General features: G+C 68.9%; 21 protein-coding genes. 15 read left to right on the top strand and 6 right to left on the bottom strand.

Going from position 1 to position 24,909, the window contains the following annotated elements; genetic code table 11:
• Nucleotides 1-136 precede the first annotated feature (136 nt).
• From V6U89_RS18330 to V6U89_RS18295, 8 genes are all read left to right on the top strand, one after another.
• Nucleotides 137-532: a YbaB/EbfC family nucleoid-associated protein gene (locus V6U89_RS18330; protein WP_334572465.1), complete on the top strand. Its 396-nt coding sequence runs from the start codon at nt 137-139 to the stop codon at nt 530-532.
• Nucleotides 525-839: a type VII secretion target gene (locus V6U89_RS18325; RefSeq protein WP_334572463.1), complete on the top strand. Its 315-nt coding sequence runs from the start codon at nt 525-527 to the stop codon at nt 837-839. Before V6U89_RS18330 ends, V6U89_RS18325 begins: the two co-directional genes overlap by 8 nt.
• Entirely contained in the window at nt 836-2,029 is a 1,194-nt protein-coding gene (locus V6U89_RS18320) for a WXG100-like domain-containing protein (protein WP_334572461.1), read from the top strand. Before V6U89_RS18325 ends, V6U89_RS18320 begins: the two co-directional genes overlap by 4 nt.
• Nucleotides 2,029-2,352, top strand: coding sequence for a hypothetical protein (locus V6U89_RS18315; RefSeq protein ID WP_334572460.1), 324 nt, complete (start codon nt 2,029-2,031; stop codon nt 2,350-2,352). Before V6U89_RS18320 ends, V6U89_RS18315 begins: the two co-directional genes overlap by 1 nt.
• A gap of 89 nt (nt 2,353-2,441) precedes the next feature.
• A complete protein-coding gene (locus tag V6U89_RS18310; RefSeq protein ID WP_334572458.1) occupies nt 2,442-2,633 on the top strand; it encodes a DUF4926 domain-containing protein in 192 nt (63 codons plus the stop codon).
• Between the two features lie 527 nt (nt 2,634-3,160).
• Nucleotides 3,161-3,298 (top strand): hypothetical protein, encoded by a 138-nt coding sequence (locus tag V6U89_RS18305; protein WP_334572457.1) that lies wholly within the window; start codon nt 3,161-3,163, stop codon nt 3,296-3,298.
• A 448-nt stretch (nt 3,299-3,746) separates the two neighbouring features.
• Nucleotides 3,747-4,337: a DUF4352 domain-containing protein gene (locus tag V6U89_RS18300; RefSeq protein ID WP_334572456.1), complete on the top strand. Its 591-nt coding sequence runs from the start codon at nt 3,747-3,749 to the stop codon at nt 4,335-4,337.
• Nucleotides 4,338-4,509: 172 nt separating this feature from the next.
• Entirely contained in the window at nt 4,510-6,558 is a 2,049-nt protein-coding gene (locus V6U89_RS18295; RefSeq protein WP_334572455.1) for a DUF262 domain-containing protein, read from the top strand.
• Nucleotides 6,559-7,361: 803 nt separating this feature from the next.
• On the opposite strand, the gene V6U89_RS18290 is transcribed toward V6U89_RS18295, so the two are convergent.
• The 6 genes from V6U89_RS18290 to V6U89_RS18265 form a co-directional block, all read right to left on the bottom strand.
• Nucleotides 7,362-8,963 carry a serine/threonine-protein kinase gene (locus V6U89_RS18290; protein WP_334572454.1) on the bottom strand — a complete coding sequence of 534 codons (1,602 nt, stop codon included), beginning with the start codon at nt 8,961-8,963 and terminating at the stop codon, nt 7,362-7,364.
• Nucleotides 8,964-9,008: 45 nt separating this feature from the next.
• A complete protein-coding gene (locus V6U89_RS18285; protein ID WP_334572452.1) occupies nt 9,009-9,797 on the bottom strand; it encodes a hypothetical protein in 789 nt (262 codons plus the stop codon).
• A 25-nt stretch (nt 9,798-9,822) separates the two neighbouring features.
• Nucleotides 9,823-12,855, bottom strand: a complete 3,033-nt coding sequence (locus V6U89_RS18280; RefSeq protein WP_334572451.1) for a type I restriction endonuclease subunit R — start codon at nt 12,853-12,855, stop codon at nt 9,823-9,825.
• Nucleotides 12,856-12,884: 29 nt separating this feature from the next.
• Nucleotides 12,885-14,198 carry a restriction endonuclease subunit S gene (locus V6U89_RS18275; RefSeq protein WP_334572449.1) on the bottom strand — a complete coding sequence of 438 codons (1,314 nt, stop codon included), beginning with the start codon at nt 14,196-14,198 and terminating at the stop codon, nt 12,885-12,887.
• The gene (locus tag V6U89_RS18270) at nt 14,195-16,156 is read right to left on the bottom strand and encodes a type I restriction-modification system subunit M (RefSeq protein WP_334572447.1); all 1,962 of its coding nucleotides are present in this window, start codon (nt 16,154-16,156) and stop codon (nt 14,195-14,197) included. Before V6U89_RS18270 ends, V6U89_RS18275 begins: the two co-directional genes overlap by 4 nt.
• A 118-nt stretch (nt 16,157-16,274) precedes the next feature.
• Nucleotides 16,275-18,200, bottom strand: coding sequence for an N-6 DNA methylase (locus tag V6U89_RS18265; protein WP_334572446.1), 1,926 nt, complete (start codon nt 18,198-18,200; stop codon nt 16,275-16,277).
• A gap of 99 nt (nt 18,201-18,299) precedes the next feature.
• Here V6U89_RS18265 and V6U89_RS18260 point away from each other — a divergent pair, with 99 nt between their 5' ends.
• From V6U89_RS18260 to V6U89_RS18230, 7 genes are all read left to right on the top strand, one after another.
• Entirely contained in the window at nt 18,300-18,833 is a 534-nt protein-coding gene (locus tag V6U89_RS18260; protein ID WP_334572445.1) for a DUF4352 domain-containing protein, read from the top strand.
• A gap of 82 nt (nt 18,834-18,915) precedes the next feature.
• Nucleotides 18,916-19,467, top strand: a complete 552-nt coding sequence (locus tag V6U89_RS18255; protein WP_334572444.1) for a hypothetical protein — start codon at nt 18,916-18,918, stop codon at nt 19,465-19,467.
• Between the two features lie 92 nt (nt 19,468-19,559).
• Nucleotides 19,560-20,471 (top strand): hypothetical protein, encoded by a 912-nt coding sequence (locus V6U89_RS18250; protein WP_334572442.1) that lies wholly within the window; start codon nt 19,560-19,562, stop codon nt 20,469-20,471.
• A 31-nt stretch (nt 20,472-20,502) separates the two neighbouring features.
• The gene (locus tag V6U89_RS18245) at nt 20,503-21,321 is read left to right on the top strand and encodes a ribonuclease HI (protein ID WP_334572441.1); all 819 of its coding nucleotides are present in this window, start codon (nt 20,503-20,505) and stop codon (nt 21,319-21,321) included.
• Nucleotides 21,322-21,524: 203 nt separating this feature from the next.
• Complete coding sequence (locus V6U89_RS18240; RefSeq protein ID WP_334572440.1) at nt 21,525-24,041, top strand: AAA family ATPase; 2,517 nt, start codon at nt 21,525-21,527, stop codon at nt 24,039-24,041.
• Nucleotides 24,038-24,442 (top strand): hypothetical protein, encoded by a 405-nt coding sequence (locus tag V6U89_RS18235; protein ID WP_334572439.1) that lies wholly within the window; start codon nt 24,038-24,040, stop codon nt 24,440-24,442. Before V6U89_RS18240 ends, V6U89_RS18235 begins: the two co-directional genes overlap by 4 nt.
• Before the next feature lie 116 nt (nt 24,443-24,558).
• Complete coding sequence (locus V6U89_RS18230) at nt 24,559-24,888, top strand: DUF4190 domain-containing protein (protein WP_334572438.1); 330 nt, start codon at nt 24,559-24,561, stop codon at nt 24,886-24,888.
• The last annotated feature ends 21 nt before the right edge of the window (nt 24,889-24,909 follow it).

Here is a 24,909-nt window from a genome sequence, read left to right as displayed (position 1 = left end):
CGGTTCTCGCGGTTCGCCGCCGAGCGCGGTACCTTCCCCTGCCGGCCTCAGCGGGTCAGCACGGAGAGCCACCGATTGGTAACGTGACGGCGGTTCGCGCCGGACCTCCGCCGGCAAGACTCTCCGGGAGGATCGCATGTGGACGGATGAGGCCGCGCTGGACGCAGCGGAACGCCGGCTCGACAAGTGGGAGTCCGACCTGGCCGAGCGGGCGGAGCGGGCGAAGAGCCTGTCGGCGCGGGTCCAGGCGCTGACCGGCATCGCCACCAGCGCCGACCGATCCGTCACCGTCACCGTCGACGCCACCGGCGCCCTGTCCGATCTCCGGCTCGACGAACGCACCCGGCGGCACCCCGCCGCGCACACCGCCCGGCTGATCCTGGAGACCACTGACGCGGCGCGGGCCGATCTGCTCCGGCAGGTCACCGACGCCACCGCCGGCGCCCTCGGCCGGGACGACCCGACCAGCCGAGCCGTCCTCGAGTCGTACCACACTCGCCTGCGGCCCGACCCCGGCGAGGCCCGTGCCTGACGACATCCTGGTCGACCCCGACGACCTGACCCGGCACGCGGCGCGCCTCGACCGCAGCGCCGACAGTCTCGACACCGCCAAGCAGGCCGGCCAGCACATCCAGCTCAGCGACGGCGCGTACGGGCAGTTGTGCGTCATCGTGCCGGTGCTGCTCGACGGTCTCCAGCGGACCCTCGCGGCCGGTATCGGCATCGCCGCCTGGTCGGTACGGGACACCGCCGGCCGATTGCGCACTAGCGCGGACAACTACCGGCGCACCGACGACCACGCCGAGCGCGAGCTGCGCCGAGCCGGCGAACGATCGTGACGGCCAATCCCCTCGTGGCCACCGCGGCCGAAACCGCACCCACCCCGTGGGCGGGAGTGTGGATCTGCGAGGACATCGAACTCATCGCCCAGGGCATCCGCACCGGCAGTTGGATCGACGGCAGCCTCGGCGTGGTCAGCGCCGGCCTCGACGCCCTCGCCTTCGTCTCCGACCCGGTCGGCGCCCTCCTGCAGTACGGCATCGCCTGGCTCATCGAACACGTCAAACCCCTCAGCGAAGCCCTCGACTGGCTCGCCGGCGACCCGGCACAGATCACCGCCCACGCCCAGACCTGGCGCAACGTCGCCGGGTCGCTTCGCGACGAAGCTGCTGACCTTGCCCGCGCAGTCGCCAACGACGTCGCAGGCTGGGGTGGCAGCGCCGGTCCCGCCTACCGGACCTGGGCCGTCGAGCAGCAGCAGGCCATCACCGGACTCTCCCAGGGCGCGGACACCCTGGCCGCGATCACCGAAGGGGCGGCCGGACTGGTGGCCGCCGTCCGGCTGCTGGTCCGCGACGCCATCGCCACCTGCGTCTCCCGCCTCATCGTGTACGCGGGCGAACTCGTGGTCACCGGCGGGTTCGCCGCGCCGCTGGTGGTTGAGCAGGTCACCACGCTGGTGGCGTCGTGGGGGGCGCGAATCGCCCGGCTGCTGCGGGGGTTGCTGGCGAGCCTGCGGCGACTGATGCCGGAGATCCGCCGCCTCGGCGATCTCATCGAGAAACTCAGGGAAGCACTCGGCCGGCTCCTCCGCAGCAGTTCAGGAAGTGGCAGGGACACCCCGACGCCGGAGACGCCTCACGGCACGGGGCCCCCTCATCTCGACGACGAGCAGCGCATCCGGGATCTCGGCATGGACCCGGCGACGGGCAGGTTCCGGCCCGGCGAGGCGGATACAGCTGCCCGGCTGGAGAGAGAGCTGAATGTCACCTTGACCCGTGCACCCGCAGGCTCATCTGCTGACTGGGTTGACAGCACCGGGCGCACCTATGATGCGGTGGGAAATTTTCCCGGCCAGTACTTCGAGCGGCAATGGCCGCAGCTGCAGTATCAGATTGAGCGACACCTGACCAAGGCCGACCTCGTGCCGGTTGACGTCTCGCAGTTCTCGACCGAGCAGGTCGCTAGGATCGAGCACTTCATAGCGGATCGCGGTCTGAGCCCGCGAGTGTTCATTGTGGGGAAGTAATGGCTGGCCTCATCGTGCTCAAGCCTGGCGTCGACTGGACGGCGACTGGCGGCCTCTTCGACTGGACGCTGGAATTCCTGATCTCGAGGCTCGGCGACAGGCAGGTCGCGGGCCATCTCCAAGAGATCATCGACAACAACCTCGGCTCGTTCTGGGTCAGCGAGCTGCCACAGGACACCCAGACAGAGATCGTCAACCACTGGCGCCGAGGCCTGATTGCCGCTGGAGAGCAGGACCTGCCGGAGACCGAGCAGAAGGCCGATGTGATCCGGCACCTTCAGGAGCTGGTTGACGCCACCTACTCCGCCGGCTATCCCGGGTGAGCTGACACGGACCGTCTCCGATCTCCGCGACGCTGCGGTCCGTGCCGCGCATGCTCCCGATCTTGTTCACGCCGAAGCAAGGATGACCGTTGGAGCTGTACGAGGTGGTTGAGCTCAAGGCGGGTCTCCCGGAGGAGGGCCTGGCCGCTGGAGCGGTCGGCAGCATCGTCCACGTGCTCCGGAACCCCGAAACGGCGTACGAAGTGGAGTTCACCGACGAAGACGGACGAACGATCTGCACGGCCGCCCTCACCCCGGACCGGATTGGTCCCGCCCCATGATGTTCACCCTGAAACACGTATTCATCCACACGCAGGTCTCCCCCACCTTGGGCATGAAGAACTCCGTCGCCGGTGACAACGGGATTGCTCCAGCTTCTGCCGCTTCTGGGTCGTCTCTGACATCGGCGTGCCGGGCGTATGCCCAAGAGAAGCAGTGGTGGAGCAACCACTCGTTCATGCCTGAGGGAGCGCGTTGATGGCTAAGTTCGACGAGTGGCTGGGGGCGTACGACGTCGTCTACCGAGCCCTACCCACCCCCTCGGACCTCCAGTGCCCGAACTGCAGGCACCAAACCCTGAGGCTCGTCTTCACAGGGCCACCGCGAGCTGACTTCGGCTACGCCGCCTTCTGGTGCGACACCTGCCTGGAGGGGATACACATCTCCAGGACATCGATACCTGCCTGTGTAGCGGTACGCTCCATCGAAGCGCCGATCGAGGAGCCCCGTCGAGGTATCCCCGACTTCCGATTGATTAGCTGGTGAGGCCCGCTCAGCAGATCGGAATGAGCCGATCTGGAGCGCCCTTGTGGTCGGCAAGGAGACCCAGGGTCCGCACGAGGGCTTCTACGGCCTTGCCCGCCGGATGCGCTCGGATTGCGCGGGCCTCGACGACGAGGTGCTGTGGGAGAAGGAGCGCGAGCGGTGCTACGCCGCCGCCCGCTGAGGGCCACCAGGTCAAGAAGGCACGCCTACAAGAGGCCGGTCGTGGGAGCGGTACGTGCGGTGATCGACCGCCGTCCGGTGAGGTGACGGCCGCCAAGAAGGTGGCCTCGCACGCCTGCTGAACGACCGGCGTTGGCCGCTCGGGCACTCTCGACGGCGTTGCCTGTCACCAACCTGACAGAGAAACGGATGTTCCCCCGCCACGTCGATACCGTCTACGGGACTCGCGGGCGGGACGTCGCGCGAATGACCTGTGGGGACAGAAGATGACCGCTCCCGGCCACCCGAGCCAGAATCAGCCGTACCCGGGCCCTCCCAGCGGGCCCCCGCCATACGGACCCCTGCCGGCCACGATGTTCCCACCGACGCCCCCGGGTAAGCGACCGGACTGGCTCATCCCCACGCTGGTCGGTGTCGGTGCCACAGTCGCGCTCTGCTGCGGCATTCCCGTGATCGGCGTGATCGTCACTGGTCCGGAACCGGCGAACGTGTCGTCGAGCAAGGCTCCGCCCGCGCCAGCGGCGGCGAAATCCACCCCCGCTGACCCGGCATCTGCGGCAGCGCCCGCTCCCGCCACCACGGCCGCCGGTCCATCGATGCCGAAGCCCAGCCCGCCCGCTTCTGACGGACCGAAGGTGTACCGCGTTGGTGACAAGGTCCGCGGGGGCGACTTCGAGTTCACGGTCAATGGCATCAAGTGCGGCATCTCCCAGGTCGGTGACTCCTTCCTCAACCACAAAGCGCAGGGCACCTACTGCCGGGTCAACATCACCGTGAAGAACGTGACCAAGTCGGCCCATCTCTTCCACGCCGACGGCACGGTGACCGCGCAGGACGGCTCCGGTCGGGAGTACGACGCCGACGGTGAAGCCGCGATCTACGGCAACAGCAACGGCAGCGGCTTCCTCGATGAGATCAACCCCGGCAATTCGGTCCGTGCGAACGTCTTTTTCGACGTGCCCAAGGGAACCAAGCTGAAGACCATCACCTTCGACTCGGGGCTGTTCACCCTCGCCGAGGACGCCGTCGTCAACCTCTGAATCGGCCCGATCCCCGAGCTGTCCAGGCCCAGCCACCGACCGGTATTGTCGCCGAATTGATGGTGAACAGTGGACGGGGTCATCCATTGGCTGGCAGAACGTCGCCCTCCACACAGGAGGTCAGGGCCATCAGTCTTCCGCGCTGACACACCACCGATCCGGGAGGATCCACATGCCGTTCCAGGCGCCCATCACGATCGCCGCCGCCCTTGAGCGCATGGCACGACATGACTACGTCCTGCCCGCCATCCAGCGGGAGTTCGTCTGGGGGCCGGATCGGATCTGCAAGCTCTTCGACAGCCTGATGCGCGGGTACCCGATCGGCTCGTTCCTGTTCTGGAAGGTCAGCGGCGACACGGTCAAGTCCTACACCTTCTACGACTTCGTGCGCACCTATCATGCGAAGAACTCTCCGCACTGCCCCACCCTCGACGTCGAGCGCGGCAGGGACGTGACAGCGATCCTCGACGGGCAGCAGCGGCTGACCGCGCTCAACATCGGTCTCCGCGGCTCCTACGCCGAGCGGCTCCCGCGGATGAGGCACAACAACCCGCTCGCGTACCCGACGAAGCGGCTCCACATCAACCTCTTGGCGCACGGCGACGACGACGAGCTGGAGCTGGCGTACCACTTCCGATTCCTGACCTCGGACGAGGCCAGGGCCCGGGACGAGCACACCTTCTGGTTTCCGGTATCGGACATCCGGAGCATCGACGAGGGCGCTCAGGTCTTCGACATCACCGCTCGTCATGAGCTGCCCAACGCCGCCGGACGGGTGCTCTTCAAGCTGTACGAGGTGGTGAAGCGGCAGACACTGATCAACTACTTCGAGGAGGAAGACCAGAGCCTGGAGAAGGTGCTCAACATCTTCATCCGGGTCAACAGCGGAGCGGTCCCGCTCTCGTTCAGTGACCTCCTGCTGAGTATCGCCACCTCTCAGTGGCGCGAGCGCGACGCGCGGGAGGAGATCCACGCTCTCGTCGACGACCTCAACCGTACCGGCCAGGGCTTCAACTTCGACAAGAACAGCGTCTTGAAGACCGGTCTGGTCCTGCTCGGTAAACGGGACATCCGCTTCAAGGTCGACAACTTCGACCGGCACACCATGCTGGCGATGGAAGAAGGCTGGGACGACATCGAGCGGGCGCTGCGGCTGGCCGCTCAGTTGCTCAGCGACTTCGGGTTCTCGTCGGCCACCTTGCCCGCCAGCAGCGTGATCATCCCGCTCGCTCACTATGCGCATCTTCGCCGTCTGGAGACGGGCTACCTGCGGCGTTCGGCCGACGCGTCGGACCGCGACGAACTCCGCCGGTGGCTGCTGCAGGCGGTGATCAAGGGTGGCATCTGGGGCAGTGGCCTCGACACGTTGCTGTCCGGCCTGCGGGCGGTGTTGGACGCCGAAGCACGCAACGGCTTTCCCCGCGCTTCGCTCGAACGTGAGATGGCCAGGCAGAGTAAGGCCCTCCGGTTCGATCCTCTGGAGGTGGACGAGCTGCTGGACCTGAAGTACGGCGCGACAAAGACCTTCGCGCTGCTGGCACTGCTCTACCCGGGCATCGACGTACGCAACACGTTCCACGTCGACCACGTGTATCCGAGAAGCAGGTTCACCGCCGCCCGGCTTCGCGCGGCCGGCATCCCGGACGAGGACATTCCCGCCTACCTCGATCGCGTCGACAGGCTGGGCAACCTCCAGCTTCTGGAGGGGACGGAGAACGTCGACAAGCGGGCCGCTCTGCCGTCCGAGTGGGTTCGCAGGGCCTATCCCGACCCCGCCGCCCAGGTGGGCTATCTGGCCCGTAACGACCTCGGCGACCTACCACCACTCGCCGAGTTCCTGAGCTTCTACGACCGCCGGCGGACGCTGATGCGCGAACGCCTCCTCGGCCTGCTCGGCGTGGACAGCTCTGCCGTGACGGAAAGGCGGGAACCGACGGAGGACAGCAACGCCGGCCCGCCGACCGACCACCTCTCAGTCGTGCCGGGGTCCCGGCGACGAGACATCGCCGCCCACATCGGCTCGGCCTTCTTCTCGCAGCCGTCCGGCGCGTTCCTGACGATCAACGAAATCAGGAACCACCGCAGCGAGGAGTACGGCGACGAGTTCCCTTCGGCCGGCGCAATCTCGGCACGGCTGTTTCCGGCGACCGGCAGGTGCACCGTGTCGGGTGTCGAGCCGGGCGTGAACGAGCGCGGCGTACGGGGCGCGAGGAAGGTCTAGTGCTGTGACTATGAACGATCAGGGCGTTGGACGACACTCCGTACGGCGGGCCGGGCCGGCCGTGCGCGCGGTTCAGGCTTGGTGGTAGCCGAAGCGTCCGGCTGCCGACCCCTGCTACTGGCCCTGGCCTCACCGTCGTCTGCCGAGCGTGGGCAATCCTGCTGACGATGCCCGCACCGACGCTGACCTGTCGCCATCACGGCAGAGGTCGCACCTACGTGAGGCCGGATCTGTGCCCCTTCGGCGAAACGTCTTGCCACAACGCGCACACTTCGCGGTTGCCCAGTCCGCGTGGCACCTCGAACAACGAGGAGCACCAGACTTCTGGGTCAGCTTGCTATTTCGCCCGCTTAGGCCACAGCCGACGCATCGCGCCGCGAGCAGTGACTCGGCCCGCTCCTGGGACCTGATTGCCTTCAACGCGCGCTGTCGCTGCTGTCGCCTGGCCACATCCTGCTTGGCCTGCACACGCCCGCGTTGCACCGCAATGAGCCGATGCATCTGTTGCCGGAGCTCTAAATCAGAGCAGCAGTCTGCTGCACGTGCGCCTTGCATCAGCAGGTCGAGTGCACCGAGAGAATCGCCAGCGCAGATCGCGCGATCAACGGAGACCAAGATCGAGATCAGGAGGTCTTCAGGTGCGACTGATGAACCTGGCTTGCTGCCGGGTTCGCTGCGTGACATGGAGCCATTGTATGAACTTCTGGTCCGGTCGCCATCCATCACAGCCGGATCCATCCACACGGCCGGGCCGGCCCGTCGGAGGAGGGCCGTCCAACCCCCGAACGTTCGTGGTCATAGCACTAGCCCCGCCCGAAGCCCCGCCGCTGCTGGTCATCGTTGTTCAGCCGCCGGAGGTGATCTAGCAAGGCCTCAACCTCCGCGGCAGCTGGCGACTCTGGGCCGTACCCTCGGTGAACATCCCTCAGGAGGTCGCTGAGCTGTTGTCGCGCCCCGATCACGTCGCCGACCCCGGCGGCAAGCATGGCGACCTGTTGCCGCAGCGGGAACAGCTCCGGTGAGTCCGGGGATAGCACCCGCTGCTCCTCCGCGAGCAGCGCTCGCAGCTCGTCGAGCGCAGCGGTCGCCTCGCCCAGCTCCGCCTGGCACACCGCCGCCTGCTGCCGGCACTGCCAGATCAGCTCCTGGTCCGGCACCGGGCGGGCGGCCAGGTCGGGAATGAGTCGCTGGAACTCCGGTAGCGCCTGCCGGAACGCACCAGCGAGGACGTACAGGTTGGCGAGGTTGAGCCGCAGCTCCAGGATCCTTGGCTGCTTGGCGCCGTGCCCCCGCCTCAGCGGACCCAGCGCAGTCTCGAGCAGTTCGGCGGCCTGGGTGAACCGCTCCTCCTCGGCGAGTTCCCAGGCGCGCTCCTCGACCTCGGTCAACTCGTCGAGGGACAGCGGCTCGACGACCTCCGGCGCCGATCGCGGCCGGACGATGTCCACCCTGGTCGGTGCCAGCGGCGCGCGGGGCGGTAGCGGACCGAACGGATAACGGTGGGGCATGGTCGGATCGACGGACTGACCGTCCCCGACCGTTACCGCGAGGTCGTCGGCCACGCCGGGCTCGACCACTCCGAGCGGCGCCAGGAGCTCGTACACCTCAGCGGCGGACCCGGGCCGCTCCTGCGGGTCCTTGGCGAGCAGGTGAGCGACGAGCCGCACGAGCACGTCGGGCACGCCCGCGCGGTGATCGGTGACCAACGGGATGGGGTCGTTCATGTGGCGGTGCAGTAGGCCGAGCGCGCTGTCCGCGCGGTACGGCGGGTCACCGGTCAGCAGCTCGAACAGCACGCAGCCCAGCGCGTAGAGGTCAGCCCGCGGCCCGACAGCGCTGTTGAGCGCCTGTTCCGGCGCCATGTAGGTGGGCGTGCCGAGGGTATGGCTCGTGGCGGTCAGCCGGGGCACGTCCGGACCGAGCAGCGCGGCCACGCCGAAGTCGAGGACCTTCACCGACCCGGTCGGGGTGACCATCAGGTTCTGCGGCTTCAGGTCGCGGTGCACCAGGGAAGCGGCGTGCGCGACGGCGAGCACCGAGCAGATCTGCGCGCCGATGGCGGCTGCCCACGGCACGGCGAGCCGACCCCGCTCGGCGATGAGGTCGGAAAGCAGCAGGCCCGGTACGAGCTGCATGACGATGTAGACGTCGTCGCCGTGGTGGCCGACGTCGTGGACGCTCGGCACCCCCGGATGGTCCAGCCTGGCGGTGACCCGGGCCTCCCGCATGAACCGTTCGACCGCGTTGTCCCGCTCGTTCTCAGGGATGGTGAGCTTGCGGAGAAACTTGATAGCAACGGGCCGGTCGAGCTTCTCGTCGAAGCCACCCCACACCTCCCCCATGCCGCCGTGGCCGAGCGGGTACGTCAGCTCGTACCGGTCGGCCACGCGCTCCTGTGCCCGCATCCGCCTCCCCCTGTTTCCCGCAGCCGATCCCGTTGGTTCGAGCAGCTAGAACCGCTCACCGTACACTTCAGCCAACTCCCGATACGCTTCGCGAACCGCGTCGAGAGCGGTCGGGTGGTGAGCGGCGTTCTCCGCAGCCAAGGCCGCAAGCTCGAGGGCTGTCTGGATCCGGGACAGTTCCGCATCGATCTGATCCCACAGCGCCCCCGCTTTCTCCCGCTGTTCGGCCAGCAAGTTCGCGGCATGACTGTTGGGCGAAGCGATTCGCGTCCGCTGGTGCTGCTGAAGAGCGACCTGGGGACGAAGCTGCTGCCGACGACCGAGAACGTCAGCGGCCTCCCACAACACCTGGGCGAGCAACTGCCCTCCCTCGGCCGGGTCGATCACCTTTTGAACGGCGGGCAGGGCAACACCGGCTCGCTCGGCCAACCCCATGAGGCCGAAGAATTCTTCGCGCTCCTCCACCCTTTCGAGCGTGTGGTGTAGTTCCGGGAACGCCGCCTGATCAGGTGCCACCACCTGGGCAGACGGCGTGTTCGACACGGTCGCCGCCAAACCCAAGCCCAGCACGAGCGCGGCCAGGATGAAGACCACCAAGAAGGGCGCACCGTTGAGGGACAGCCCGAAGGCGCCGAGCACGACCAGCGTGGCGAGCACGATGATGCCAGCCACATTGGGCGAGTTCTGGGGCATTGGCACGGCTCGCAGGTACGTGATACTTCCCCACTCATTCTTCACTCGCGCCCCGGACACCTTGAGCGGGGCGAGCGCCGCGATAGTCCTCGTGGCGTCGCTGGCGATCCAGAGGTGGAAGGGGTGGTCGGACGGGGACAACCGTCCTCCTCTCGAAGAGCATTAGCTAGGCGATGCCCTTGCGGCGGCGGATCATCTGGTACGCCTGCCGGCGCGCGAACTGGTTGAGCTGCGAGCGCAGGCTGTCGTCGTCGAGGTAGCGCTGCATCAGCTTGCCGTTATCGTCGTGCCGGGACAGGATCACGTCCTCGATGCGCTTGTCGCACACCACACCGAAGTTGCTCTCGTCGTTGACCATGGCAGCGGCTTCGAGGGTGCCGTCCTCGGCCAGCGCGACAATCTGCTGCTCGACCCAGACCTTGTCCGACTCACCCAGCCCGATGCCGAACTTGTCGTTGAACGCGTCGATCAGCTCGGACAGCGCGACCTTGTCCGGGTCGTGCTGCTTGCCCGCTCCCCCACCCACGAACCCGGGTAGCATCTGCTCGCCCTCGGGCGTCAGCGACGCGTCGTGCTCGCCGGTCTTGCTGACCCGCAGGTGGGTCAACTCCACCTCGCCGATGTCCACCGACGGGTCCTGTCGACGGGGCAGCCGGTTGAGCAGCGCACGCCCGTAGAGGTAGAGCCGTTCCAGATCCTCGTCGTGGTAGGGCACTACCTGGCTCAAGAACGCGTACATCCGGGTGTAGTCGCGCAACGCGGACCGGAAGGTGTCGGCGGCCTCGGGGTCGTCGGCGGCCAGGGCGTTGTAGCGGTCCACGGCCGGCTCCGTGAAGCGGTAGAGGGCGGCGTGCGCCCGCTGGAGGCCGGTGTCGCTGGTGGCCTTCTGCTCAGCGGCAAGCAGCGCCTCGGCATACGCCTGCATCTCGGAGTCGACCAGCAGCGCGTACCCCATGACCGCGTGCTGGGCGGTGTAGAGCAGGTTGGGGTCGGTGGGGGTGGTGGCGGCGGTTTCGAAGTACGGCTTGAACTGCTCGGCGATGTCGCCGGCCTCGTTGACGAAGTCGAGGACGAAGACGTCGCCCTGGGCCTTGAGCGCATGGGTGCGGTTGAGCCGGGACAGGGTCTGGACGGCGGCGACGTTCTTGAGCAGCTTGTCCACGTACATCGTGGTGAGCAGCGGCTGGTCGAAGCCGGTCTGGTACTTCTCGGCGACGACCAGCAGCCTGTACTCGGTGTCCTGCTTGGCCTTCGGCGTGCCGGCGTGCTTGTCGTCGGCGGCGGTGTAGGCGAACCGTTCGGGCAGCTCACCCTCGGGGAACCCGTTGCTCCGCGCCTCGGTGTGTTCGACGCCGTCGACCTCCAGGTCGCCGGAGAAGGCGACCAGGGAGTCGCAGCCGACGTAGCCCTGCATCTCGACGTACTTCTTGATAGCGGTGTGCAGGCGGACGGCGGCCTCGCGGGAGCGGGTGACCACCAGGGCCTTGGCCCGGCCGCCGAGGCGCGGCGCGGTGTGCTTGCGGAAGTGCTCGACGATGATCTCGGCCTTCTGCGCCTGCATCGTCGGGTGCAGGCTGGCGAAGCGGGCGAGCTGCGACCCGGCCTTCTTCGGGTCGACCTCCGGGTCGTCGGGGTTGGCGTTGGCCAGCTTCCAGTACGACGTGTAGGTCACGTAGTTCCGCAGCACGTCGAGGATGAAGCCCTCGTCGATGGCCTGGCGCATCGAGTACGTGTGGAACGGCTGCGGGTTGCCAGTGACCAGGTGCGGCGTGCCGAACAGTTCGAGAGTCTTCGGCTTGGGCGTGGCGGTGAACGCGAAGTACGACAGCGTGTCGTGCCGGCCGCGGGCCAGCGCCGACGCGGTCAGCAGGTCACCCGACTCGTCCACGTCGTCGCTGCCGAGCTTGAGCAGCACCTTCTTCAGCGCGGCGGCCGAGTCACCGGACTGCGACGAGTGCGCCTCGTCGACGATGACGGCGAACCGCTTGCCGCGCAGCCCCTGCACCTTGTCGAGGATGTAGGGGAACTTCTGCATGGTGGTGATGACGACCTTGGCGGTCTCGCCCTGGAGGGCGGCGGCGAGCTGGGCGGAGTCCTTGTCGATCCGCTGCACCACGCCGGGCACGTGCTCGAACTGGAACACCGTGTCCTGCAACTGCCGGTCCAGCACCACCCGGTCGGTGATGATGATGACCTTGTCGAAGACCGGCTCGTTGGGGCGCAGCCCCTTGGCCCGCGCCCCCTCGTCGAGCGCGGGCGCGGGCGCGGTGTGCAGGCTGGACAGCCGGTGCGCCAGCCAGGCGATGGTGTTCGACTTGCCCGACCCGGCCGAGTGCATGACCAGGTAGTTGTGCCCGGGGCCATTGCGTGCGGCGTGGTCGGCCAGGTTGGTCACCGCGTGCCACTGGTGGTAGCGCGGGAAGATCAGGCTGCCCGAGTCCTTGTCGGTGTGCAGGAACCGCCGGACCAGGTCCATCCAGGTGTCCGGATGCCAGATCTGCTCCCAGAGGTAGGAGCTGCGATAGCCCTTTTCGCCGGCGGGTGGGTTGCCGGCACCGCCGGAGACGCCCGGCCCGTCCGATCCGGTGTTGAAGGGTAGGAACCGGGTCTTGTCGCGGGCCAGCTTCGTCGTGACGAAGACCAGGTCGGGATCGACCGCGAAGTGCACGAGGGCACGCCTCGCGAAAAGCAGTTCCTTCGGGTCGCGGGTCTCGCGGTACTGCTTTTTGGCGTCCTCGACGGTCTGGCCGGTGAGCGGGTTCTTCAGCTCAGCCGTGGCGAGGGGGATGCCGTTGACGAAGAGGACCAGGTCGAGGGTGTTGTTGTTGCTCGTCGAGTAGGCGAGCTGGCGGGTGACAGTGAGGCGGTTGGCGCGGTAGAACTTGAGCGCGTCGTCGGTGATGGAGTGGGCGGGCTTGAAGTAGGCCAGCCGGATCAGGACGCCCTTGTCCTTGACGCCTCGGCGGAGGACGTCGAGCGGGCCGCGCTCATCGATCTGCTTGGCGAGGTAGTGCGCGAAGTGCCGCTGCGCCTCGTCCGGGTTGTTCCCGTGGTACGCCAGCAGCTTCTCCCACTCGTCCGGCTGCGTCGCCCCAATGAAGGCGAACAGTTCGGCACTGTCGAGCCCGAGCCTTCGGTCGTAGTTGCTGGGCGCCCCGCGCAGCCATCCAGAACGGGCCAGCATACTCTCAATCGTCACCTCGAACGACTGCTCCTGATGAATGGGACTCATACGTGCGCTCCCCGCGCCGTCGTAACATCAATCTGCCCTGTCACGGCAGCCGTGACCAACGATTGCCGGCGTTCGCCGAGCAGAGAGTTCGCCGAACTAAGGGCAGACATCAGGTCAAACAGGCACCCAATTTCCTTCGCTAATTCGGCGATACGGACACGTCCGTCTGGGGGAATGGGAATCCGGCACTCACGCAGCTGTTCCCCGGTCAGATGGGGGATTGTAGCGACATTGCCCTCAGAGGCGAATACGCCGACCTCCTTAGCAAGCCGGAGCCAGTACATCAGCCATTCGACTGGCACATTGCGGCGAGCCCGCACTCTATGCAGAGACTTCTGGTAGTAACACTCCTCGAGCCTGCCATCCCAGACAGCAGCCTCTGCCACACCCGCCCCTCCCTCGCACACAAGGAGGTCGCCCTTACGAATCTGATAGCGGATACGCTCATCCGGCAAGAAGCTCATCTCAGCCAAATCAGCTGCACTGATCCGATACCAATGCACGTTTGCATTTCTCAGATACGGACGTGGATACCGTCCTGCCGCTCGCTCGGCATTGAGCATCTTTCCTAGCAGCACGTCGAAGTATGCATATACTGGGCCTATTGTCCAGGCCGACGGGACAGTCGGGAGCCACCGCCACCCAGTTGAGCGTCGTTGTCCTGGCACATCGGTTCCACCGAGGATAGAGGCAATCGTAGCGAATTCCCGCTCGCGCAGAAGTTTCAGTTGGTTCACGCGGGCTTCGGTGGTGCGCCCGATGCCCGCCAGTTCCGCGTCGAGGAAACTAGCAATCCGCCGCTGCTCTTGAATAGGAGGTAGCGCAATCGGCGCAGCGCTTAGGCGCTCACCTACAAGTTCGATTTGATTAGTCGCTCCGACAACAAGAGCCGAGTAGATGTAGTGCTGGAAGGGCTCGGAACAAAGGTAGTAGTAGGCGAAACGGGGGTGGAGGACTTCCGGCCGCACTCGAACTCGAGTCACGTGCCCATCCGCCATCGCGGCACGACGGTCTGGGGTACCAGTAAAGAAGCCGACCCGGCCAAGTGTGCCGCGACCCGTAGAGTTAATTAGGATATCGTGTGGCCGAAGGTGGCCCTTTAGCCGAGTCGGATCACCGCCGGCTGAGTGGAAGCGAGCACGGTGCCACGCCAGACCGTCCGGCTGATTGACAGCCTGTCCAACAGCCCAGACATCACCCCCATCTACATAATCTGGTGCCGAGCCGCGGTTGAGGGATAGGGTCGCGCGCTTCAGCGGCCACCATTGCCAATCAGTTGGGAGGGATAGTCCCGCAAGACCCGAGGTCACGTCGTCACCTGCCCGATTAGTGCCTGGATCTCGGTTTCCAAAGCCTTGATCTCAGCGTCGATCTCGACAAGCGGGCGCGGCGGTTGGTAAATGTAGAAGTGGCGAGTGAACGGAATCTCGTACCCGATTCTGGTTTTGGCTTCGTCGAGCCAGGCGTCGGGGACGTGCGGGAGCACCTCGCGCTTGAGGTAGTCGTGGACATCCTCGTCCAGCGGCACGTTCTCGTTGTCCCGAAGGTCGGCGTCCGCTAGCGGCTTGCCCTTGCGGTCGGTCTGCACCTCCCCCTCCCGGTCGCTGACCGAGAACGCCTCCCACACCGCCTTCTCCACCGCCACCGGCAACTTCCCGAGCCCGACCAGCTTCATCGCGAACTCAGCCCGCTTCGCAGACCGTAGACCGATCAGCGACTTCGCCGCCGCCAGCAGCGATTCACGCTCGGCGCACTTGAGCACCGCCCGCGCCTCCGCGAGCAGTGCCACCGCCTCCTCGGTGACCTCGAAACGCAGCCGTAGCGGGCGCTCAATCGTGATCCGCTGGTAGCCGAAGTCGGTGGTCTTGAAGACCTTCACCTTCGCGTGCTGAGGGTGCTCCGGGTCGTCCGCGATTGATAGCGCGTCCACGTAAGCGCGCGTCAGCTCGGCGATGTGCTCGTCGGTGAGCATCTTGCGCTTGTCGCCGAGGCTCTTGCGCATCTTGGTCCAATATTCCCGGCCGTCAAGTAGCACGACCTTCCGCTCGCGGGCCGGGTCCTTTCGGTTGGTGAGGATCCAGAAGTAGGTGGAGATGCCGGTGTTGTAGAAGAGCTGGTCGGGCAGTGCGACGATGCCCTCCAGCAGGTCGTTCTCCAGGATCCACCGGCGAATCTCCGACTCACCAGACCCCGCCGCGCCGCTGAACAGCGGCGAGCCGTTGAAGACGATCGCCAGCCGGCTGCCGCCGTCCTCGGGGCGCTTCATCTTCGAGATCATGTGCTGGAGGAAGAGCAGCGAGCCGTCGTTGATCCGGGGCAGGCCGGCGCCGAACCGGCCGGCGTGGCCGCGGGCGTGCTCGGCCTTGATGAACGCCTCGACCTTCTTCCACTCCACGCCGAACGGCGGGTTGGCGAGCATGTAGTCGAAGCGCTCGGTCTCGTGGCCGTCCTGGCTGAACGAGTTGCCGTAGGCGATCTTCGTCGGGTCGCCGCCCTTGAGCATCATGTCGGAGCGGCAAATTGCGTACGTCTCGCCGTTGAGCTCCTGCCCGTACACCTCGACGGTGGCGTGCGGGTTGTGGGCCTGGATGTGGTCCTGGGCCTCGCTGAGCATGCCGCCGGTGCCGCAGGCCGGGTCGTAGACCTTACGGACGATGCCCGGGGTGACCAGGGCGTCCTCGTCGGGGGCGAGCAGGAGGTTGACCATCAGCTTGATGACCTCGCGCGGGGTGAAGTGCTCACCGGCGGTCTCGTTGCTGATTTCGGAGAAGCGGCGGATCAGCTCCTCGAAGACGTAGCCCATCTGGTGGTTGGAGACCACGTCCGGGTGCAGGTCGATGTCGGCGAACTTAGCGACCACCTGATACAGCAGTCCAGCCTCGGCGAGCCGGCTGATCTGGGTGTCAAAGCCGTACTTCTCCAGCACGTCGACGGCGCCGGGCGAGAAGCCGCCGATGTAGGCGCGCAGGTTCAGCGCTACGTGGTCCTGGTCACCGAGCAGCTTGCGAAAGGACATCTCGCTGGTGTTGTAGAACGACAGCCCCGCGGTCTTCCGCAGCACCGGGTCCATGTTCTGGACGCCCAGCTCCTTGAGCTGCTTGTGCCGGGCGAGCACCGCGTTCTTCGTCGGCTCCAGCACGCAGTCGAGCCGGCGCAGCACGGTCAGCGGCAGGATCACGCGGCCGTACTCGGACTGCTTGTAGTCGCCGCGCAGCAGATCGGCCACCGACCAGATGAAGTTCGCGAGCTCTTGGTGCTTGTTGCTCACCAGGTTCCTTTCGATAGCAAACAGACAAGGATTATGGCTGCTCGTCTGCATCGTTGTAGTCCCCCACCCGGCGCAGATGAGGGGCCTGATCCGTCAGCGGCTAACGGCCGCCCGTTCGTTACGCTCTTGGCCGCTTTCGGCTGGCTCGCTGGTCGGGACGGAGGGCGCCGCGGGCGAGGCCATCGGCGGTGAGTTGAGCCAACTCCGCGCCCAGCGACGCTGCTTGTCGGATTGCCGACTCAAAGGCGTCCAGCCGACGGAACGCCTCCCCGTGCACTCGCTGCTCGTCCAGCGACAGCCGCCGCACCTGCGCCCGCCGAATGTCGAACCGCAGCGTCCCCGACAGGCTCGACGCCTGCTTCTCGTTGGCCGACGTCCGCAACTGCCCGGCGAGGAACCATGGATCCAGTGCCGCCGGGTTGGGCCGCAGCAGGTAGAGATTGCGCCCCAACAGCGCCCCCTCGGCGGCGACCACCCGGGCGGTGAGCTGCCGGGCGATCATCGGCACCACCACGTCCCCGACCGCGAGGGCGATTTCCTGTCCGTACCGGTCGTCGATCCGGCCCGACGCGTCGCCGCCGGCCAGCACGTCCTGCACGGTGAGCACCGGTGGTCCTTCGGGTGACGGCTCGGACGAGCCGGCCCGGACCGGTCCGATCAACTGGAGCGCACCGGCACGCGCCAGCTCGCCCACCGTGAGGAACTGCCCGTCCGCCTCGTCCGGCGCGGGCGTGACCTGCGGCATCAGCGCCGACAGCTCCCCGACGACGGCGGCCAGCCGCTCCCTGGTGCGTACCAGATGCTCTCCCGACGCATCGCCCCCGACGGCGGGTTGCCGCCGCGCGGGGGTGAGATCGACCTCCTCGTCGAGCAGTTCGATGACCGGGACGGCGCGCGCGAACCCGGCCTCCTCGACTTCGGCGTCGGGGGCGGCGGCGAAGGCCCGCCACGTGGCCAGCACCCGCGGTGAGGTCTCGGCCAGGTCGCCGCCGGCGGCGTCGACCAGCAGCGCCCGCGCCGGCGGCGGCGCGTCAGCTGCGGCGCGCCGCAGCACCCAGAGGTGCAGCGGTACGCCGTGCGGCGCGGCCACCCCCGGCGGAAGCGCGATCACGGCGCGGAGGTGACCCCAGCGCAGCAGCTCGCTGCGGATCCGCTTGCCGGCCCGCCGGCTGGCCACCGTGGGCGGCATCAGCAGGACGGCGTGTCCGCCGACCCGCAGGCGGGCGAGGGCATGCTGCGCCCAGGCAAGCTCCGGTTCGGTACGGGGTGTGGTGCCGACGATCCAGCGTGGGTCGTGACCGAGTTCCTCATCGCCCCAGTTGGTGGCACCGAACGGCGGATGGCAGACGACCGCGTCGAAGGCGCGCCCTGCAAAGGCGTCCGCCCGCAATGAGTCCCCGGCGACCACATCTCCCGGCACCTCCCGCAGGGCCAGCCAGAGTCGGGCGAGCGTGCCGAGGTCCGCGTCGAGATCCTGCCCGTACGCGGAGGTGCAGCCGGCACGGACGGCGGCCCGCAGGATGGCGCCGGAGCCGGCGGCGGGATCGAGGACGGAGCCGCCACCGACGCCGGCGAGCCCGACCATGAGGTCGGCCAGGTCGTCGGGGGTGGCGAACGGGCGGCCCGGGCCTGGTGCGGAAAACCGTTGCCACAACTCGTCGAACGCGCCCTGCGGGCCTAGTTCGTCAGCCAGTGCGTCGACGTCGGGCAACAGGGGCGCCAGATGCGAGGCGGCCCGGCGGGGACGGCCGCCGCGCTGGCGGGCCAGCAGCAGGGCGCCGACGGCGGCGAGGCCGGCGGCCGGGGATTCGCTGGCTGCCGCCAAGTGCCGCCAAAGCCGGTCGGCGGTGGCGAGCTCGGGGAGCTTGCCCTGGCCACGGAGCCACTGCTCGACCTGGATCAGGTCGAACTCGGGGCTGGCGGCGGTGCCGCCCACCGGGGCGGGGAAGTCGGGGTGCCGTTTGCGCCAGTTGCTGACTGCGGCGCGACCGACCCCGGCGAGCCGGGCGATCTCCGCAGCCGTGATGGTCGGTGTCTCCTGCACCTCCGAAGTGTGTCACACCTGTCAAGCATCATGCTTGTTGACAGTGTTCACGGATGGTGCTCTCATTGACGCCGCAACGTTCACATCAGGAGGACAACGATGCGCAAGACCACCACTCTCGCCCTGATCGCCACCGGCCTCGTCGCGCTGGGCTGCGGCTCCGGTGCCACCGACGACGCCACCAGCAGCAAGGACGGTGCCGGGAGCGCCAAGGGCGGAGACAAGCCGGCGAAGACCGCGAAGATCGGCCAGGCGGCCCGGGACGGCAAGTTTGAGTTCACGGTGAAGTCGTCGAAGTGCGGCGTCGCGAAGGTCGGCACCTCGATGCTCGGCGACAAGGCCCAGGGCCAGTTCTGCCTGGTCACGATCAACGTCAAGAACATCGGCAAGGAGCCGCAGACCCTCGACGGCAGCAGCCAGAAGGCCTACGCCGCCGACGGCACCGAGTACTCGTCCGACACCGAGGCCGGCCTCTACGCCAACAAGGAGCAGAGCACCTTCTTCGAGGAGATCAACCCCGGCAACCAGGTGACCGGCGTGTTCGTCTTCGACATCCCGAAGAACGTGAAGCTCACCAAGCTCGAGCTCCACGACTCGATGTTCTCCGGCGGCATCGAGGTCGCCCTCAGCTGACCTCTCCCCGCGCTCCGGGGCGGGTCCGGACGACCCGCCCCGGCTGTTCACACCGTCTCCTGTTCACAGAAGGAAGCTCGCCATGACCGACCCGACCACCCCGACGCCGCTCGATCGGCCGCTGCCTCCGCCCGCGAGCCCGCTGGCTGTCCCGGCGATCGACGGCGGACCCGCGCCGCACGAGTCGACGGAAACCGCCGCCGCTGAGCACAAGCGCGGCAGACGCACTCTCGTACTGGTGAGCGCGGCCGGCGCTGCTGCCCTTCTCCTGGTCGCCGTCGGTGTCATCGCTGCGACGCGGGGAGACGAGACGCAGAGTGGCCCGACTGACACGAAGACGCCGTTCGTTGCGGCGAAGGAGAGGTGCGGAAGCGCCTCCGCCGGCGGGGCCGAGCTGGGCGACCAGGGAAAGACGCTCACCCTGCATGGCGCCGGCAAGGAGAGCAGCGGCCTCAGCTATTCGATGCTGGAGTGCTACTGGTCGGCGCTTGACATGTCTGACGCGGTGAAAGCCGAGGTCGGCGCCACCCGAGCCCTCGACGGACGGCAGACCGGCGACTGGGGGGACATCCATGCGTCGTGGAGCTACCACCCGGACAGTGGCCTGCAGATGGTCCTGACTCTCTCCGACTGATTCGTTCACGTCATCAGCTCTACAGCGTCTGATTCCCCCTTCCCCCTGTCCGGCCTCCCCGGACCGCTGACTTCCCCTGCCTGGAGACGACCATGGCCCTCCCTTACCCGCACGGCACCCGGCCTGCCTCGGCCGCCACCATCCACCTGCGCCGAACCGTCCGCGCCGCCGGCGCCCTGCTCACGACCGCCCTGCTGGCCACGACCCTCACCGGCTGCGGCGACGAGCCGGACCCCACCGCCGCCTCGGCGACCGCCGCCCCGAGCGGGTCCGCCGTCCCCAGCGCGTCGCCGACCGCGAGCCCGACCCCGCTGCCCGACCGGGACAGTGACGGCATCCCCGACTCCAGCGACACCTACCCCGACGACCCGAAGAACATCCCGCAGCAAGCGCCGCTCACTTTCGAGTGCGACATGGGCAACGACATTCCTGTGCTGCTGACGGTGCAGCCTGGCATGGACGGCAGGCCCGACTTCACCGAGGTGTGGGCGGCTAAGCCGAAGTCCTGCGATGCCCAGGAGGCGATCACTGCAGTGAGCGCCACCGAGAAGGCCGCCCTCAAGACCTCCAAGTACGACGACGGCGACATCGCCACGCTGTACGAGATGTGTGCCGCCGTCGACCCGGAGGACACCTACGTGGAGGCGGGCTTCGCCGCCAGCAGTGAGCAGATCCCGGAGATCAACGCGGCCCTCATGCTCTGCCCCACCTACCCGTACGCGAAGAAGTGGCGCGAGACGGTGAAGCGCGGCCAGGTCGACGTGGACCTGGCGGCCCAGGGCCGACTCTTCGGCTCCGGCACGTTCCGGGTCGGCAAGGAGATCAAGCCCGGCACCTACGTCACCACCGACGTGGACGGCTGCTATTGGGAACGGCAGAACAGCTCCGGCGGCACGATCGACAACTATTTCACCAACAGCGCCCGCCGCGTGCAGGTCACCATCCGCTCCTCCGACTACGCCTTCAGCTCGGAGCGTTGCGGCGAGTGGCGCCCCGCCCGCTGAGACAAGTCCCCTCGAGACGTCAGGAGGCGTCGTGCGTCCCGATGAGTTCCTCCGCACCCTGGCCCTGCTCCCCCCTCCCCTGCACGACCGCGCCCTCACCCTGCGCGCCTTCACCCGCTCCACCCGCTGCGACGACTGCCAGCGCATCGGCGATGCCGTCCGCCTGGCGCTCACCGCCGCCCACTACGACGAGCTGACCTCCGCCGGTGAGCTGCTCGACACCGCCGAGCGGCTGGCCGCCGACCACGGCATCCACCGCCGGTCCGGCGACGACCAGCAGCGTGGCCGCGGCCGAGTGGTCCGCTGGGCGGCGACGTCCGCGCCGTTGGTCGCCGCGACCGACGCCAGCTGGAAGGGCCGCGTCGGCGGCATCGGGTACGTCGTCAGCGACGGCCACTACGGCCTCCTCGGCCGGGGCACCGGCCGGCTCGACCCGACCGGCGCCTCCCGGGTGTTGATCAACGAGCTGCGCGCGGTCGACTACCTGCTGACCGGGTACGACGAGGCGCCGGTGGGCATGAGGGTGCTGCTGGACTGCCTCGCCGCCCTGCGCTACCTGCACCGCTGGCAGGCCGGCGAGACCGGCGCGATGCCGGCCGGCTACAGCCTGCGGGAACGCCGCTGGTCGGACCAGCCCACCCTGGTCCGGCTCGCCGAGCAGGTGGCCCGCCGCCCCGACCTGACGTTCGCGCACGTCAAGGGGCACAGCGGCCACGCCCTCAACGAGGCCGCCGACGGCCTGTCGCACATGGCCCGCCGTCGGCGGGAGGAGTCCTTCGACCTGCGTCCTCGGGCGCACGCCCTGGTCGACGCGTTCCTGCGCGACTGGCACGCGAACGCCACGCTCTGACCGCTCGCCCGCAGCGGAGGCGGCCGACGTTGCACCGCTGAATCGTTTGCGACATCAGCTCGACAGCGTCCGACGGCCACCACCGCCTCCCGACTCCACTGCTCGCCCCGGCCGGGCCGACAGCGGCCTCCCCACTTCCACCGCTCACCCCGGGCGGGCCGACGACCCGTCGGTCCGCGGACACCACGCGCCTGGAGACCACCATGACCCTCCCCGAACAGCCCACCGCACCCCTGATCGAGCTGATCTTCGACCGGCTCGCCGCCGACGACGTACCGACCGACACCGCCGAGCTGGTCCTCGCCGCGCTCACCGGCGACGACGATCTGACCGCCGCCCTCGCCGGCAGCCCCACCCGGCTCGACCCGCGTGCCCCGGCCAACGACGAGCCGTCGGAGCGGATCTGGCTGAAGTCGGTGACCGTCGCCGGGTTCCGCGGCGTCGGCCCGGAGCGCACCCTCGACATCGCGCCCGGGCCGGGCCTCACCCTGGTCGTCGGCCGCAACGGCTCCGGCAAATCGAGCTTCGCCGAGGCCGTCGAGCTCGCCCTCACCGGGGACAGCGCCCGCTGGGCCGACAAGACCAGCGTGTGGCGTACCGGGTGGCGCAACCTGCATGCCCAGGAGCCGTGCCGGATCGGTGTCGAGCTGCGGGTCGACGGCGAGGCCACGCCGACCCGGGTGGCGCGGGCCTGGCCCGCCGGCGGTGAGCTGGCCGACGCCGAGGTGACCGTGACCAGCGCGCGGGGGCGGCGCGACGGCCTCGCCGAGCTGGGCCTGGCCCGACCGCTGGAGCTGTACCGGCCGTTCCTCACCGCCGCCGAGCTGGGCCGGCTCGCCGCCGGCACGCAGAGCCAGCTCTTCGACGCGCTCTTCGCCATCCTCGGCCTGGACGCGCTGACCGACGCCGACCAGCGGCTGATGCGCGCCGCCCGGCCGCACGACACGGCCGTCAAGGAGGTACGCGCACAGCGCTCCGCCCTGGCCGACCTGCTCGCCGGCGTCGCCGACGACCGGGCCCGACGGGCCGCCGTGCTGCTGCGCGGCCGGGGCGCGGTCGACCTGCCGGCGTTGACGGCGATCCTCGACGAGCCGGACGAGGCGACCGCCGACGAGACCGTACTGCTGTGCCGGGAGCTCGCCGCCCTCGACCCGCCGCCGGTGGACGAGGTGACGCGGCTGGCCGGTCAGCTGCGGGAGGCGGCGACCGAGACCCTCCGGTACGACGGCGGGCGGTCCCGGGCGGCGCTGCGCAGCGCGGAACTGCTCCGTCTCGCGATCGAACACCACGAGGATCGGGGCGACGGGCCCTGTCCCGTCTGCGCCACCGGCGTTCTCGATGGTGGGTGGCGGGCCTCCGCCGCCGTGACCCTGACCGAGTTGCGGCAGCGCAGCGTCGCCGCCCAGACCGCGGCGACCCGGCTCACCGCGCTGCTGCGCCAAGCGCACCACCTGATCGATGACCTGACCGTGCCCGACGGCCCCGGATCGCAGACGCCGATTCCCGGGCCGCCGCCGGGAAGCGTCGGCACGGCGGCACCGTGTGCGGGCGACGGAGCGGAGGCGCTGCTCGGGGCGCTGCGGGAGGCCGTGGCCGCGCTGCGGGGCGTACCCGGGGAACCGGCCGACCTGGCCGACCACCTGGCGGCGCGGTACCCGGCGGTGGTGGCGGCGGCGGACGCGGCCCGCGCGTACGCCGAAGGGTTCCTGCGGCAGCGCGACACCGGGTGGCGGGCGGCGGCGGCCGAGTTGCGCGAGTGGGTTGCCGCCGTGGGCGGGCTGGTGGCGCGGGAGGCGACGCTGGCCCGGGTGAAGGCCGCGCGCGCCTGGTTGAAGGAGACCGGCGCGGCGGTCCGCGACGAGCGGATCGCGCCGTTCGCCGCGCACTCGCAGCGGATCTGGGAGCAGCTGCGGCAGGAGAGCAACGTCGAGCTGGGCGCGATGACCCTCGCTGGGACGAACACCCGGCGGCGGGTGGTCTTCCCGGTGAGCGTGGACGGCGCCGACAACGGCACCGCGCTGGGCGTGATGAGCCAGGGTGAGATGCAGGCCCTCGGGCTGGCGACGTTCCTGCCGCGCAGTTGCGCCCCGGAGAGCCCGTTCCGGTTCATCGTCGTCGACGACCCGGTGCAGAGCATGGACCCGTCGAAGGTGGACGGGCTGGCCCGGGTACTCGCCGAGCTGGCCGAGGCCCGGCAGGTGGTGGTCTTCACCCACGACACCCGGCTGCCCGACGCGGTGCGTCGGCTCGACCTGGGACGGGCGCGGATCGTGGAGGTGCAGCGGGCCGAGCGGTCCGTGGTGACCCTGCGGGCCGGCTCCGACCCGGTCACCCGCTACCTCGACGACGCGTGGGCCCTGGCCCGCAACGACGAGCTGCCCGCCGACGTACGCGGGCCGGTGGTGGCCGAGCTGTGCCGGTCGGCGGTCGAGGCGGCCTGCCACCTGCGGGTGTGGCGGGTCCGGGTGACCCGCGGCGTGCCCCATGACGACATCGAGGCGGCGATCGTCGACGCGTCCCGCCGGCTGACCACGATCGTGGCGTTGGCCGTCTTCGACGACGCGGACCGCGGTGGCGACGTGCTCGGCTGGCTGGGACGCCACGGCGGCTGGGCAGTCGGCGCGTACCGGGCCTGCCGGGAGGGCGTGCACGGGGCGTACCTGGCGGACCTGCCCGGCCTGGTCACGGACGCCCGCGCCCTGGCGAAGGTGCTGGCGTGACCGCGCCGACGCCCCGCCGCTGCCTGGCGGCGGCCGACCAGCTGCTGCGCGGCGCCGGCCCGCTCGGCGCGTCGGCGGTGACCGCCGGCTGGTGGCCACGGGCCTGCGCCTGCCTGATCCGGCTCGCCCTCGAAGGCGGCATCGACGACTACTGGCGGCGGGTCCGGCCGGCCGTGGCGGCGTGCCGGCAGGGCCGGGCCAAGCAGCTGATGCTGCGCGGTCGGCTCGGGCCGGGCGCCGAGGTGGCCCGCCGGATCACCTACGCCTGGGCGACGCTGTCGGCCGCCACCCACCACCACTGCTACGAGCTGGCCCCGACGGCGGCGGAGCTGCGCCGCCTGCACAGCGAGGTCGCCGCCCTGCTCCACCGACTCGACAAAGGACAGGAATCCCGACGATGACCTACCCTCAACCCGGCCACGAGCCGACCCGACCCCTGCCACCGGTCTCGGCCGTCCCCGCAGCTCCCTATCCGCCGGCCGGCCCGTACCCGCCGGCAAGGCCCTACCCGCCCGCCGTGCAGTACCCGCCGGCGGTGCCGTATCCGACGCCGCTGCTGGTCGCGGCGCTGCCCACGTCCGGCACCGCCACCGCCGCGATGGTGCTCGGCATCGTCGGCGTGCTCGGCGGATGGTGCGTGTTCGGCCTGCCCTGCCTGCTCGCCGTCATCCTCGGGCATGTCGGCCTGCACGAGACCCGCGACGGCCGGAAGTCCGGGCGCGGCATGGCCGTCGCCGGACTGGTGCTCGGCTACGTCTTCGTCGCCCCGGCGGTCGCGCTCACCGTCATGGTCTTCTTCGGCGGCGTGATCGGCGCGGCCACCCCGACCCCTACCTCCGCTCCTTGAACGGTGGCGCGGTCGCCGTGA

The organism is Micromonospora sp. CPCC 206171 (assembly GCF_036906755.1).
GTDB lineage: Bacteria > Actinomycetota > Actinomycetes > Mycobacteriales > Micromonosporaceae > Micromonospora > Micromonospora purpureochromogenes.
This window is presented reverse-complemented; position numbering and strand designations above follow the sequence as displayed.

Excerpts from the sequence above, each read along its gene's own strand:
- V6U89_RS18330 (WP_334572465.1), top strand. The coding sequence starts at position 137 with ATGTGGACGGATGAGGCCGCGCTGGACGCAGCGGAACGCCGGCTCGAC.
- V6U89_RS18260 (WP_334572445.1), top strand. The coding sequence starts at position 18,300 with ATGCGCAAGACCACCACTCTCGCCCTGATCGCCACCGGCCTCGTCGCG.
- V6U89_RS18290 (WP_334572454.1), bottom strand. The coding sequence starts at position 8,963 with ATGCGGGCACAGGAGCGCGTGGCCGACCGGTACGAGCTGACGTACCCG.
- V6U89_RS18295 (WP_334572455.1), top strand. The coding sequence starts at position 4,510 with ATGCCGTTCCAGGCGCCCATCACGATCGCCGCCGCCCTTGAGCGCATG.
- V6U89_RS18255 (WP_334572444.1), top strand. The coding sequence starts at position 18,916 with ATGACCGACCCGACCACCCCGACGCCGCTCGATCGGCCGCTGCCTCCG.
- V6U89_RS18240 (WP_334572440.1), top strand. The coding sequence starts at position 21,525 with ATGACCCTCCCCGAACAGCCCACCGCACCCCTGATCGAGCTGATCTTC.
- V6U89_RS18315 (WP_334572460.1), top strand. The coding sequence starts at position 2,029 with ATGGCTGGCCTCATCGTGCTCAAGCCTGGCGTCGACTGGACGGCGACT.
- V6U89_RS18250 (WP_334572442.1), top strand. The coding sequence starts at position 19,560 with ATGGCCCTCCCTTACCCGCACGGCACCCGGCCTGCCTCGGCCGCCACC.